At 33.3% G+C, this 14,515-nt stretch carries 10 protein-coding genes; 6 read left to right on the top strand and 4 right to left on the bottom strand.

What is annotated here, in order from left to right; genetic code table 11:
* Nucleotides 1–89 precede the first annotated feature (89 nt).
* Genes ACFFLS_RS08055 through ACFFLS_RS08070 form a run of 4 tightly spaced genes read left to right on the top strand, consistent with a single transcriptional unit; the run spans nucleotide 90 to nucleotide 6,405 of the window.
* Nucleotides 90–1,958, top strand: coding sequence for a DNA topoisomerase IV subunit B (locus ACFFLS_RS08055; protein ID WP_379686021.1), 1,869 nt, complete (start codon nucleotides 90–92; stop codon nucleotides 1,956–1,958).
* 19 nt (nucleotides 1,959–1,977) lie between these two features.
* Nucleotides 1,978–3,087 carry a PDDEXK nuclease domain-containing protein gene (locus ACFFLS_RS08060; protein WP_379686022.1) on the top strand — a complete coding sequence of 370 codons (1,110 nt, stop codon included), beginning with the start codon at nucleotides 1,978–1,980 and terminating at the stop codon, nucleotides 3,085–3,087.
* 3 nt (nucleotides 3,088–3,090) lie between these two features.
* On the top strand, nucleotides 3,091–3,654 hold the full coding sequence (locus ACFFLS_RS08065) for a hypothetical protein (RefSeq protein ID WP_379686023.1): 564 nt from the start codon (nucleotides 3,091–3,093) through the stop codon (nucleotides 3,652–3,654).
* Nucleotides 3,655–3,690: 36 nt separating this feature from the next.
* On the top strand, nucleotides 3,691–6,405 hold the full coding sequence (locus tag ACFFLS_RS08070) for a DNA gyrase/topoisomerase IV subunit A (RefSeq protein WP_379686024.1): 2,715 nt from the start codon (nucleotides 3,691–3,693) through the stop codon (nucleotides 6,403–6,405).
* A gap of 47 nt (nucleotides 6,406–6,452) precedes the next feature.
* Here the strand turns inward: ACFFLS_RS08070 and ACFFLS_RS08075 are convergent, their stop codons facing one another.
* Entirely contained in the window at nucleotides 6,453–8,912 is a 2,460-nt protein-coding gene (locus ACFFLS_RS08075; protein ID WP_379686025.1) for an AAA family ATPase, read from the bottom strand.
* 6 nt (nucleotides 8,913–8,918) lie between these two features.
* Complete coding sequence (locus tag ACFFLS_RS08080) at nucleotides 8,919–9,971, bottom strand: PKD domain-containing protein (RefSeq protein WP_379686026.1); 1,053 nt, start codon at nucleotides 9,969–9,971, stop codon at nucleotides 8,919–8,921.
* Between the two features lie 200 nt (nucleotides 9,972–10,171).
* On the opposite strand from ACFFLS_RS08080, the gene ACFFLS_RS08085 reads away from it, so the two are divergent.
* Together ACFFLS_RS08085 and ACFFLS_RS08090 are read left to right on the top strand one after the other, a co-directional pair.
* Entirely contained in the window at nucleotides 10,172–10,498 is a 327-nt protein-coding gene (locus ACFFLS_RS08085; RefSeq protein ID WP_379686027.1) for a hypothetical protein, read from the top strand.
* A gap of 28 nt (nucleotides 10,499–10,526) precedes the next feature.
* The gene (locus ACFFLS_RS08090) at nucleotides 10,527–11,024 is read left to right on the top strand and encodes a hypothetical protein (protein ID WP_379689286.1); all 498 of its coding nucleotides are present in this window, start codon (nucleotides 10,527–10,529) and stop codon (nucleotides 11,022–11,024) included.
* Between the two features lie 63 nt (nucleotides 11,025–11,087).
* On the opposite strand, the gene ACFFLS_RS08095 is transcribed toward ACFFLS_RS08090, so the two are convergent.
* On the bottom strand, nucleotides 11,088–12,872 hold the full coding sequence (locus ACFFLS_RS08095; protein ID WP_379686029.1) for a cytochrome-c peroxidase: 1,785 nt from the start codon (nucleotides 12,870–12,872) through the stop codon (nucleotides 11,088–11,090).
* A gap of 73 nt (nucleotides 12,873–12,945) precedes the next feature.
* Nucleotides 12,946–14,430 (bottom strand): PhoX family protein, encoded by a 1,485-nt coding sequence (locus ACFFLS_RS08100; protein WP_379686030.1) that lies wholly within the window; start codon nucleotides 14,428–14,430, stop codon nucleotides 12,946–12,948.
* Between the last annotated feature and the right edge of the window lie 85 nt (nucleotides 14,431–14,515).

Here is a 14,515-nt window from a genome sequence, read left to right on the forward strand (position 1 = left end):
TTTAACTGTTATTATTCGTAACAAAAAGAAAATACGCTTTCATTTTTTGTTAAGAAATGGTACATTAGCCAAAAATCCTAAATTCATATATGCTAGAGCAAAATCAATATACCGAAGATAATATTCGTTCGCTTGATTGGAAAGAACATATCCGTATGCGTCCCGGAATGTATATCGGAAAACTTGGAGACGGATCTGCTCCGGATGACGGTATTTACATTCTTCTAAAAGAGGTTTTAGACAACTGTATCGATGAGTTCGTAATGGGCTCAGGAAAAACTATTGAGGTAAGTATCAAAGAAAAAACTGTGACGGTTCGTGATTATGGTCGTGGTATTCCTTTAGGAAAAGTGGTAGATGTAGTTTCGAAAATGAATACCGGAGGAAAATACGATTCTAAAGCTTTCCAGAAATCAGTTGGTCTGAACGGTGTCGGAACAAAAGCCGTAAATGCACTTTCTACTTTTTTTCGTGTAGAATCGGTTCGAGATGATAAACAAAAAGGAGCAGAGTTTTCGGCTGGAAATTTAGTTTTAGAAGAAGATATAATCGATACGACAAAGCGTAAAGGAACAAAAGTAACTTTTACACCAGACGAAACGATTTTCAAAAACTATAAATTCCGTATGGAATATGTAGTGAAAATGGTTAAAAACTATTGTTATCTAAACAATGGTTTGACGATTATTTTCAATGGAGAAAAATATTATTCAGAAAATGGACTTCGTGATTTATTAGAAGAAACCATCAATGCAGAAGATTTAGAATATCCAATTATTCATTTAAAAGACCATGATATTGAGGTAGCGTTAACGCACAGTAAAACCCAATACAGCGAAGAATACCATTCTTTCGTAAACGGTCAGAATACAACTCAGGGAGGAACGCACTTAGCGGCGTATCGTGAAGCTGTTGTAAAAACAATTCGTGAGTTTTACAATAAGAATTTTGATGCATCAGACGTTCGTAAATCGATTGTAAGTGCGATTAGTATTAAAGTGATGGAGCCGGTTTTTGAGTCTCAGACCAAAACCAAATTAGGTTCTACCGATATGGGTTCTGATGATGGAACACCGGCAGTTTCTGTTCGTACTTTCGTTAACGATTTTATCAAAACGAAGCTGGACAATTACCTGCATAAAAACCCGCCGACAGCCGAAGCTTTATTGCGTAAAATTCTTCAGGCAGAACGCGAAAGAAAAGAATTATCAGGAATTAGAAAACTGGCAACAGATCGTGCTAAAAAAGCCAATTTGCACAATAAAAAATTAAGAGACTGTCGTGCGCATCTTCCAGATACTAAAAACCCAAGAAACTTAGAAAGCACGCTTTTTATTACCGAGGGAGATTCGGCTTCTGGATCGATTACCAAATCGCGTGATGTGAATACACAAGCGGTTTTCAGTTTACGTGGTAAGCCTTTGAATTCATACGGAATGTCTAAAAAGATTGTGTATGAAAACGAAGAATTCAACTTATTGCAAGCGGCATTAGATATCGAAGACGGATTAGAAAAATTACGTTACAACAATATAGTAATAGCAACTGATGCCGATGTCGACGGAATGCACATTCGTTTGCTGTTGATTACGTTTTTCCTTCAGTTTTTTCCTGAGTTAATCAAAGAAGGACATTTGTATATTTTGCAAACACCGCTTTTCAGGGTTCGAAACAAAAAAGAAACGATTTATTGTTATTCTGAAGAAGAAAGAAAAGATGCGATTGAAAAATTAAAACCAAAACCAGAAATCACCCGATTTAAAGGTTTGGGGGAAATTTCGCCAGATGAGTTTAAAAACTTTATCGGCGATACTATCCGCCTTGATCCAGTTATGATGGATAAACATACTTCAATCGAGCAGTTGTTATCTTTCTATATGGGGAAAAATACACCAGACAGACAAGATTTTATTATCAAAAATCTGAAGGTTGAGATTGATGAGCTTGAGGAGGTTTAGAAAATAAATTAGAAGTATAGTGTCAGACGGTCTTCAAAATAAAGTTATTTTTCAACAAGTTGCCGAGTTATTGCAAAATGCACGTCAACAGGTTTTACGTACGATAAATTCAACAATGACCATTACCTATTTTGAAATTGGAAGAATTATAGTTGAAGAAGAACAGAACGGAAGAGATAGGGCTGAATATGGCAAGCAACTTTTAAAAGGACTTTCTCAACAATTGACTAAGGAGTTTGGAAAAGGGTTTTCTATTGATGTTTTAGAAAGGATTAGAAAGTTTTATTTGATTTATTCAAAATCCGCGACACTGTTGCGGATTTTAGAAATAAAGAATTCCGCGACACTGTCTCGGAATTCTGAAGAGAAGATTTCGCAGACGTCATCTGCGGAATTCGAGAAACTAGATTATGAAACTTTGTCTTCATTTTTCAAATTGAGTTTCAGTCATTATGTTTTTTTAATGCGAATTGATGATGAAAAAGAAAGACGTTTTTATAAAATCGAAGCTGAAAAACACAATTGGAGTGTTAGAGAATTGAAACGTCAGTATGATACGGCACTTTATACAAGATTAGCTTTAAGTAGAGATAAAGAAGGTATCTTAAAACTTTCAGAACAAGGCCAAATAATTGAAAAACCGAAAGATATTATTAAAGATCCTTATATCCTTGAGTTTTTAGGATTGCCAGAATTGAATCAATATTCTGAATCTCAGTTAGAAGAAGAAATCATTAATAAACTGGAACAGTTTTTATTAGAATTAGGTCACGGTTTTACATTTGTTGCAAGACAAGAAAGAATTAGTTTTGATGATAAGCATTTTAGAATTGATTTAGTTTTTTACAATAGAATTTTGAGATGTTTTGTTCTTATTGATTTGAAAATTGGCGAATTGAAACATCAGGATTTAGGGCAGATGCAAATGTATGTCAATTTTTATGACAGAGAAATGCGTTTGGAAGAGGAAAATAAAACTATCGGAATTGTACTTTGTCAAAATAAAAGTGAAGCTGTTGTGAAATATACTTTGCCAGAAAACAATGAACAGATTTTTGCCAGTAAATATAAAACTGTTTTACCAAGTGTTGAAGCTTTAAAAGAATTATTAGAAAGTAATAAAATTTAACGAATGAAGAGAATTTTACTTTTATTAATTATTTTAGGTATGATTTCTTGTAAAAAAGAAACTACAGATTCTTCAATCGTAATTGAGAAAACTGGAGTGAGTAAATCAAAAAGTGAAATAGCCAAAATAAGAGATTTTCCTTTGAAGGATTTATCCAAAGTTGAGGTTTTGTCTTATGAAGACCGAATACGATGGGACAGAAAAATTACGAAAAAAGATAATAAATATACAAAAGACCTTGTTGTTGATTATAAATTAAATTTTGATAGTACGAAGGTTAAAGAAAGGGTAGTATTAAATTCAGTATTGAAAACAGAATTACTGGAATTAATGTCTCAGGATAGTTGTAAATTAGAAAATTTACCTAGAGATTGTTATATGCCACGTCATATGATACTTTTCAGAGATCAAAAAAATAGAATAATTGGTTACAAAGAGCTTTGTTTGTCGTGTAAAGGTTTTAGAGAATCAAAAAACCTTGAAAATTACAATGGCTTTTGCTTTAGTCAAATGGAAGAGCTTTTTAAAAAAGCTGGAATCAAATATTTAGGCGAAGATTATGAATAATAGAAATAGTTTACTGAAATAAATTCAGCATAAAAAATGAAAGACGAAGAAGACGATAACATAATTCCAAACGACGACGAGAATAATTCAGATGACAATCTGGATAACATTCAGGATGGCGATGATGATGTGATTGATGGTGATGGAAAAAATTTTGAAGGAGCACATTTTTACGAAAATCAGGAAGAAGAAGGAGAAGACGTTATTACGAAAGTAACGGGAATGTACAAAGACTGGTTCCTGGATTATGCTTCGTACGTAATTCTGGAACGTGCGGTTCCTGCTATCGAGGACGGATTTAAACCGGTTCAGCGTCGTATAATGCATTCTCTAAAAGAGTTGGATGATGGTCGTTATAACAAAGTTGCCAATGTTGTTGGTCACACCATGCAGTATCACCCACACGGAGATGCGAGTATTGGTGATGCGATGGTGCAGATTGGTCAAAAAGATCTATTAATTGACTGTCAAGGAAACTGGGGAAATATTTTAACTGGAGACGGAGCGGCAGCTTCGCGTTATATTGAGGCACGTTTATCTAAATTTGCTTTGGAGGTTTTGTATTCTCCAAAAATTACAGATTGGGGCGTTTCGTACGATGGTCGTCGTGCAGAACCAAATAATCTTCCTGTAAAATTCCCATTGCTTTTAGCACAAGGAGCGGAGGGAATTGCGGTTGGACTTTCGACAAAAGTTTTACCTCACAACTTCAACGAATTAATTGATGCTTCAATTAAAATCTTAAAAGGAAAACCATTTACGCTTTATCCTGATTTCATGACGCAGGGTATCGCCGATGTTTCTAACTACAATGACGGAATGCGTGGCGGTCGTGTGCGTGTGCGTGCTAAGATTTCGCAGTTAGACAAAAATACTTTGGTGATTACGCAGATTCCGTTTTCAACCAATACATCAAGTTTGATTGACAGTATTTTGAAAGCCAACGAAAAAGGTAAAATCAAAATCAAGAAAATTGAGGACAATACCGCTGCGGATGTTGAGATTTTAATTCATCTTTTTCCAGGAGTTTCTCCAGATAAAACAATCGATGCTTTGTTTGCTTTTACGGCTTGCGAAACATCTGTTGCGCCTTTAGGATGTGTTATCGAAGATAATAAACCTTTGTTTATTGGGGTTTCTGAAATGCTGAAAATCTCGACGCACAGAACCGTTGATTTGCTTCGTCAAGAATTAGAAATTCAGCTGGAGGAATTACGAAATAAATGGCATTTTTCTACTTTGGAGAAAATCTTCATTCGTGAAGAAATGTATATTGATTTCAAATTGTATGGAGACAGAGAATCTCTTTACAAATATTTATACGACCGATTTGAGCCTTTCAAAAAATCATTCGTAAGAGAAATCAATGACGATGATTTACAAAGACTGACTCAAATTCCGATGATCCGTATTACGCGTTTCGATTCTGATAAAGCAGACGAACTGATTTCGAGATTAGAGGAAGAAATGAAAGAGGTAGAATACAATCTAGAGCATCTTACCGATTTTGCGATTACCTATTTTACTAAATTAAAAGAGAAATACGGAAAAGGACGTGAACGTAAAACTGAACTTCGTGTATTTGATAATGTTGAGGCGACAAAAGTAGTTTTAAGAAATACAAAACTATATGTAAACCGCGAAGAAGGCTTCGTAGGAACAAGTTTAAAGAAAGACGAATATATTGGCGATTGTTCTGATATTGATGATGTTATCGTGTTTTTGCGAGATGGAACGTTGATGATTACAAAAGTAGATGCCAAAACTTTTATAGGGAAAGATATTATACACGCAGCTGTTTTTGATAAAAATGATAAACGTACCATCTATAATATGATGTATCGAGATGGTAAATCAGGTCCGTCTTACATCAAACGTTTCAACGTTACTGGTGTTACACGTGATAAGGCGTATGATTTAACAAATGGAGCGAACGGCTCTCAGGTAGTTTATTTTTCGCATAATCCAAATGGAGAAGCTGAGGTTGTAACTATCCTATTGCGTCAGGTTGGAACGATTAAGAAATTGAAATTCGATATTGATTTTGCTAACTTAGCCATCAAAGGACGTGGTTCAAAAGGAAACTTAGTGACCAAATATCCAATCAAGAAAATCGAATTAAAAGAAAAGGGAATTTCGACTTTATTGCCAAGAAAGGTTTGGTTTGATGATACTGTAAAACGTTTAAATGTTGATGCAAGAGGAGAATTGTTAGGAGAATTTAAACCAACTGACAAAATTTTAGTAATTAGCCAATCAGGAAAGTTGAAGGTAATCATTCCAGAATTATCGACTCACTTTGAGGAAGATATGATTGTTCTGGAAAAATGGAAACCTAAAAAACCGATTTCGGCAATTTATTATGATGGAGAAAAAGAACGTTACTTCTTAAAACGTTTCCTTGTTGAAAACGAAGGAAAAGAAGAAAGCTTTATTACAGACCATCCAAATTCGCAGTTGGAAATTGTATCGACTGATTATCGTCCGGTAGCGCAACTTATTTTTGCGAAAGTAAAAGGAGTTCAGAAAGACGATTTACATATTGATGTAGAAGACTTTATAGCCGTAAAAGGTTTCAAAGCTCTTGGAAACCAGTTAACAACGGATAAATTAAGACAAGTTAATTTACTAGATCCGCTTCCTTACGAAGAACCTGTAGAAGAAGTTCCAGAAAAACCGGAAATACCAGAAGAAGATCCTGTAGAAACAGAATTAGATGACGATGGTCAGATTGGTTTGGTTTTAGAATAAAAAATGAAAACGCTAAGAATTGATTCTTAGCGTTTTTTATGTTTAAACTAATCAAGAGTAGAAATAGTTTCTTCTTTAATCCATTTTATATTGTTATTTTCAATAAGAACAGAAATGGAATCTCCATTTTGCACTTCTCCAGAAATTATCTTTTTTGCTAATGGTCTTCTCAAATGGCTTCTGATAATGCTTTTTATTGGTCTGGCTCCATACTGGGCATTAAACCCATTTTCGACAAGATAAAGTTTGGCTTCCATCGGAATATTGATCGAAATATTCATATTTTTTAATAAATCAGTAAACTCTTTTTTAAGATGTATTTCAAAGATTTTTAAAGCATTTTCTTTACTGATAGGTGCAAAAGGTACTATTTCGGTTAAGCGTCCTAAAAATTCAGGTCGAAAATAATTCCCCATAATTTCCATTAAAGAATTTGAAGTTGGAACTTCACCATCATTAAAAGTATTTACAATATGATCAGCTCCAATATTTGAGGTAAAAAGAATAATGGCATTCGAGAAATCTCCTTCTTTTCCTAAACGATCATGCAGTTTGCCTTCATCCATGATTTGAAGAAATATATCAAAAACAGAAGGATGTGCTTTTTCAATTTCATCGAATAAAACTATTGAATATGGCTTTTGACGAATTTGGTTTACTAATACGCTTCCCGATTCGAACCCAACATATCCCGGAGGCGACCCTAGCAGTAAAGAAACGGAATGTTCTTCCTTAAATTCAGACATGTCAAAACGGATAATTGCATTTTCATCCTGAAAAAGAAATTCAGCTAAACTTTTGGCTAATTCTGTTTTACCTGTGCCTGTTGGCCCTAAGAAGAAAAACGAGGCAATTGGTTGTCCTGTCTTACTTAACCCGGAACGAGATTCTAGAATGGATCCGGCTACTGTTTCAATACAGTGATCTTGTCCAATAACTCGTGTAGATAAAACCTGTTCTATGTTTTTTAACTTTTCATTTTCTGATTTCTTAAGTTTGCCAACAGGAATTCCTGTTTTTTTCGCAATAATTAAAGATAGATCAAATGCTTCAATATGAGAGCGTTTATCTAATGCTTTTTCCTCAACTTTATTTATTAGCTCTTCAATATAAGTAACAAATGATTCGGATGTTTCAAATATTTTCTTTTCATTTTGTTCATCAGCATCAATTAGAAATGTTGTTTTATTTATTAAATCTATTAGAAACCAATTATATTCTTTAGTTAATTGTTCTTCTGATAGTTCTAAATCGTTATTTTTTAAATTATTAAGTTTGTTCAGAATCGATTGTTTTTCTTTTAAAAAGGTTTCTCCCGATGTTTTCAAAACAGACATTGTATGGTCAATCAAACTAATGGCTGATTCAGGAAGACTTTTTTCTTTTAAATATCTTCTGGACAGTCTGATAGATTCTAAAATAGTTTCGTTGTCAATTTGTATTTTATGATGTTCCTGATAAGATTTGATTGATTCACGAATCATTCGAAACAAATTTTCATCATTAGATTCTTCCAATTTTACAATTTCAAACATACCAGAAAGCCCCTGTTCTTTTTCAATTCTTTTAGAATATTCATCAATTGTGGATGTGGCAATAATAGTTAGTCCTTTGCTCAGCTCATTTTTTAAGACGTTTGAGATTCCTGAATCCGTGCCATTATCTAATAATGAATGAATTTCTTCGATAATTAAAATGGCTTTTGGATATTGTTTTAATTCTTGAATGCAATTTTTCAATCGATCTTCAATTTCGCCTTTATATGACGCTCCAGAAATAAGTGAAGACAAATCAAGTTCAAAAAGCTGTGTTTTATTTAAGACTTCTGGAACTTGATTGTCGATTATATTTTGAATTAAGGTATTGATAAGAATTGTTTTTCCAATACCGCGATCGCCAATTAGCAAGACATTTGGTTTTGAAAAACGGCATAAAATTTCTTTTATCGTATTTAATTCTGTTTCACGTGCAATTGCTGAAATTCGTTTCTTCTTCTTTTCGTTATTTCTATGAATGCAATATTTACTCAAAAAAACTTTTTTACTTTCTTGCTGATGAATAATTTCATTTTGCGGAATTGTTTCCTGTTCTTCTAGAAGTTCATTTCTAGAAATTGGATAAGATTTCATCTGATCAAAACTAAAACCTACTCCAGGAGAACTTAAAGCAATCAAAATGTTGTAAATCGTAATTTCATCTTCATTAAGAACGTTTCTTAATGATTCGGCTTCTTTTATAATTTGGTCAATTATAGCATGTGGTTCAGCATCTAAAACATGAGAAGTTTTAGGTTCTTCTTCTATTCTTACTTCTGCCCATTCGTCAAGATAATAAACGTCTTTGCCCATGGTTTCGAGCTTTTTTAACAGTGATAAATCTCTAGCTAAAATTGCTTTTAGCAAATGCGAAGCCGAAAAGAATTTGTTTGAATTATTCTTAGCTATTTTTTTTGCAATCTCAAAAGCAGTTATTAATTCGCTGCTGAAGATATTTTGTTCTTTTTCCATAAAATTTTAGTCCTTTACCCAGATCAGGTATTTTTTTATCTTGTAATTTATTGAGATTCCCTTCACACAATTAGTAATCTTGTCTTTATTGAGACGGATTGATTCTATTTTTATTTTTTTTCCTTTAATACTGGAACAGAGCTGTGCAAATGTCAATAAGTCTTTATCATTTTTGACAACAGGAACTTCAAGGTCTTCACATAAAAAATCGGAAAAATCATCTTTTACCTTACTGCCTTCAGCGACTTTATTTAATAAGATTTCAAATTGATCTTCGGATATTTTTGGAGCTTTTTTAACATTTTCAATCGAGTCTTTTTGTGTTTTGGTTTTTGGAGCCACAGGAACATATTGCAGCATATCTTCAAGAGGGTCTTTTTTTACAGAGCCTCGGGGTAATGAGAAAGTTTCTACATTCTTTTCATAAACATAAGAGGTTACATCTAAAGGATTTGTTTTTTTAATTACTTTCGGGTGTACATAAATAACTTTTTTTGCCACTCTGCTAAAGTCTCCATTTACAACAAGTGTAATTGTTTTTTCTCCAGAAGAAGTAAATGTGTAAACGGGATTTGAAGAGGTTTCTATGACGCCTTTTCCTTCGCCAAATCCCCATTCCCATGTTTTAGCTTCAGGAGAAATAGAACTGAAATAAGTGGACTGACCTACCGTAATAGTTTTGGAAGTAATTATTTGTGGAGTTCCTAATTTATCGAGAAGATACTTATCTGTTAAAATTAGTTCTCGAGTATGTGTGCATTCGCCATTTATTGTAAGTGTTACAATATATTTTCCTGGATTTTTATACGTATGAAAAGTATGTCTTCGAATATCAGTGGCTGATCCATCTCCAAAATCCCATTTCCATGATTTGGCATTATGGGTTCGGTCATAAAATTCAATAGGTTCTTCACTTTGCGAATGATCAGATAATATATAGTACTTAACATCATCGCAATCGACATGTTTAAAAAATTGTATGAGAAAGGATACAATTGCTGCAAGTAGAATAATACTAAAAAAGAGTACAATTCGGCTGTCTATTTTTTTGATGTTCATTTTTTGCGGGTATATAATAATCACAAAAATAACATTATTATGTGTAAAATCTTATAAAAACAAATATTTTTATTTTATATTTGTAAATATATACTTATTTAATGTTGCTGATTAAAAGTGAGAAATACCACTTCTATCTCATTTCTATTTGTAAAAAATTAAATTCAGACATTCAATTTTCTAAATATTAATACTAAAAAATGAAGCAGTTATTTGTTCTGTTGCTTGTTGCTATATGCGTTGGATGTACGGGAAAAAAGTACATTTCACAAATTCCGTTTAAATACAATTACTCTTTGGAGTTGATAAAAAAACAGTCAGAAATGGAAGAGAAAGGTTTAAGAAACAAAATTATTGTAAATGATAATTCTGAGAATCTCAGTGATGAAGTTTTGTATTTAAAGGAAAAATATTCAATTGTACTGGCTGTTGTACCCAATAAAATTACAAATTATAAGCTTTATTCTTATTTCGATTCTTGGATTAAAATTGTTAGCCTCTATTCAGCAGCAAGCAAAAGAGAGTAATTTTACTAAAAGCAATGATCCTTATCTAATGATTAAACCTAAAAATGATGCGGGAGTTGGGAAAAATTTTCATATCAACTATTGGTCTACATGTGCAGAAGAAGGAAATGATGTTAAAGCAGGGACTTTTTTACAATGTCGGGATTTTATATTCGAAAGCAAAAGCATAACCCTTATGACCAACACTGTTGGCGGACTAAACAAACAGAATAACAAAGATAGAATTCTGTCTTACAGAAATGCGTTACTGACTCGTGGCAGAATCGTAACTTTTGCCGATATTAAAGCTTTTGGATTTAACCATTTTAAAGGTTCAATAGAAGATATAAAAATTGAAAAAGGAACTCGAAAAGAGATTTCTGTAAAAGCCGGTTTTAGTAGAACGGTTGATATTTTCATAAAAACGAATCCTGAAGAAAGAAAACTGCTCTCAGATTCCGAGTGGAATTATTTATGTGACAGCTTTTTTAAAAACCTTAAAAATAGATCATCAAACGTGTTTCCGTATCGCATGTTTGTAGATTAAAAATCAAAACGCCGAAAAATATACTTTTCGGCGTTTTTGTTTAGATGAGGTTGTATTTTGGTTTTACTGGTATTTTTTATCTGTAAGCGTTTTCATAAAAGCCACGAGAGCTTTTTCTTCTTTGACATTTAAATTCAGTTTGTCGAAAGGCAGTGTTTGATTTTCTACTTTGTAACCTAGACCAATTCCGCCTCCTTTGTTGTAAAAGGAAACTACTTCTTCTAGCGTTTTAAAAACTCCGTTATGCATGTAAGGAGCGGTTACGGCTGCATTTCTGACGGTCGGGGTTTTGAAAGCACCAACCAATTGAGGCATTTGGTTGTATATATAACGACCTTTGTCTGGACTTAGAGATTTTCCAGAAGCTTCATTTGGAGTTCCGATAACTTCGTGTTCGGTTTTTGAATAACTTGGTGGAACCGTTCCGTTAAACAATGGCGTAAAATGACAAGTTGCACATTTAGCTTTTCCCATAAAAAGATTCATTCCTTCAATTTCTTCGGTGTTCAAGGCAGTTTTATTTCCTCTCATATATTCATCAAATCTGGAATCAAAGGCATTTAAGGATCTAACGTAACTTGCAATAGCATTCTGAATTTGCCAAGTTTCTGGTTTTGCAGTTTTTGGATAAGCTTTTTTAAACAGTTTTACATATTCTTTATCCAGCTGAATTTTAGCATGAATGTTTTCCATTGAGCCATGCATTTCGTCTTTATTCTGAATTACATCGACACTCTGCTTTTCTAAATCAAGTTGTCGCATATCCCAAAATTGGGCATTTTGCAACGAAGCATATGTTAGGGTAGGCGTATTTCGTGGCAAATTCATTCCAGTAAGCGAAACGTTCGTTTTTAGTCCATCGGTAAAAGCTTTTTCAGGATTATGACAGGTGGCACAGCTTCGATCGTTGTTTTTAGAAAGGCTTTTATCATAGAATAATTTTTCACCTAAAACCTCTTTTTCTTTGCTGAAATTATATTCTTCTGAAAGCACAAAGGCGTTTACATCAAAAGCATCTTTATCAAATAAAGTTTCTATTGTGGGTTTTAACGGACTATTTTTCTTTACGTTTTTGATATTTTCTTTTTTCTGAAAAGTTTTCAGTTTTTTCGAAATCGGATTTAAATATTCGGTTATAAAGAAAGCTCTGTCGAAAGCATTGAAATTGTTATTCTCTTTGCAATATTTTTGTGCTTTTTCAATCAGAATTTTTAAGTCAGACAATGATTTATTAGTGTTGTTTATTTTTTCTAAAGATTTAGAAATTGCAATTAAACTTTCTCCTGCTTCTGGAATTGAAGACTGCAAAATTGGACTATCAAAACCAGTAATTCCCAAAGCAATTACACGAAAAACATTTTGCTGAATAGCATCCAAAACATAGTCGTCACTTATTGTGATAACTTCAAAAGAACTTTTCAGCTGTTTGACATTGGATTGAAAAATATTTAATTCTCTGATTAAGTCTTCTTTGCTCTCAGAAGTATAGTCAGGATAAATCATTTCTTCGATAACTTGAAATCCATGAGGTTCAAAAGATCGGTTTTCTTCCAGTTCCATTTCGTCCAAAGCAGGACCATTCATAAATCTGGCAGTTTCAGGAATGAAATATTCAATTGCCCATTCCACTTTTTTATAAGCTAAACGAGATTTTTTGAATTGTTCTACAATTTCTTTTTGAGAAGAATCACTATTTACCAGTTTTTGAAATTGAGTGATTTCATTACTTAATTTAGTCAGATCGATTAATAAATCTTGTTTGATTGTAGCTTTTGGAACTTCATTTTCTTTGCATGAAAAGAAAAAACAAATCAGTATAAATAGAAAAGTAAAATGCTTTAATTCCATAATTGTATTTTAATAAAAACAACCCTTATCGAAAAAATAAGGGCTGTTAGTAGATGATTTTTTGCTGCAATTATTATCTCTGTACGTTTCTGATAATTACAGTTTGTCCTCCCTCTTTATTAGTTTGAGTTCCAGAACCATCAGCATTTTTAAATGCATCACTCTGCCAAGTGTGTGGGTGAATGTTCACAGTAAAAGTATCTGGAACACCAATGATATCTGAGATATCTTCCATGGCGCCAAACTCCCAGCTTCCAAATCTCATTTCGCCAGTTTGGTTGTAAAGCGTATTCCAAGTAGGATCTGTTCTTTTGTGGTTCATGTTTAACCATGGTTTGTTTTGCTTAGTTGCAATACTGTATTGCCAGATATACGAATCGTGTTTTGCAGCTGCATAATAACTGTCGCCATCTTCCTGAATGTAAACATAGTTTTCAGTTACGCATAAGTTATCTGGATTGATAATTCCTGTCCCAGGAGTACTGTCGCCTTCAACAGCCAATTCTAAAGTTCCTTTTAAAGGGTTTGTGGCATCCAATTTCAGTTTATAAACTCTTCCCCACATTGTATATCCGTCAACAGGAGCGTTGTTTGTTGCCTGACCCGTTGCTGTAAAATAGATTTCTCTGTTGTTGCTTGCGCTTCCTTTTCTGTAATCTACGTCTTCAACTCTAGAAAAACGAATCGCCTTTAAATCATTTACAGTTGTATTGATTACTGCTCCAGTTAAGTTTTTAGCATTCGGAATTTCAACAAATTCAACTGGATATGAATTATTTAATGTTATAGTTGTTTCAACCTGATTTCCGTCTGTTCTTTTTAAAGCATAAAGTTTTCCGTTTGATAAATCACCAACAGCAGAGCCTATGTACATAATTAATTGTCCAGCACTTACATGAGAAGTCGCATAAGATTGATCTTCACCAATTAAGATAACAGTTTTTCCTGGGTAAGCTTCTTTTGGAAGTGGAACAGCGTTTTCCATACTTGCTTTTCCTAAAGCTGGTAAAACTCTGTCGGTTCTACTTTTATCAGAAGATTGTCCAAGAGGATTAATTCCATGAACCATACTTTCCTGCCCACTTTCTCCAGCAGTCAAGAATATTGGCCCAAATCCGTGGATTTCTGGAGTTGCTAAAGTTGCAGAACATAAACGTGTTAAGCCTCCAACTCCGTCAACAATATAATCACCTTTTACAGGTTTGAAAGTCTTATCGAAATAAACTCTTGAAACAGACTGTAGGATTTCGTGGTTTGTAATCATGATGTAACCTTCTCCAGTTGGGTTTTTCATTAATCCGGCACCATCAGGTTGTGCACCGTATATAAATGAAGGAGATTCTGGCAATACATCAGAGCTCGCAATTAAAGTGCTGATTTTTAGGTTTTCAAATCCGCTCATCGGATACACAAAAGCAGGAATTTTTGAGTGTGTTGTAAAATCGATGTTATTGTTAACACCATTTGACGAATCCTTTTTGTCGTCATCATTACAGCTTATTACAGCAAATCCTGTCATTCCAAGCAATGCAAGAGATTTTAAAAAATTTAGTTTCATATACTGTTTTTTGTTTTTTTTGATAGAACAAATCTATCTCTCTAAAACAAAATAGAAGTTATGTTAATTTTTTCTTAATGCTAAT

Origin of the sequence: Flavobacterium procerum (assembly GCF_042431625.1) — a bacterium.
Classification (GTDB): Bacteria; Bacteroidota; Bacteroidia; order Flavobacteriales; family Flavobacteriaceae; genus Flavobacterium; species Flavobacterium procerum.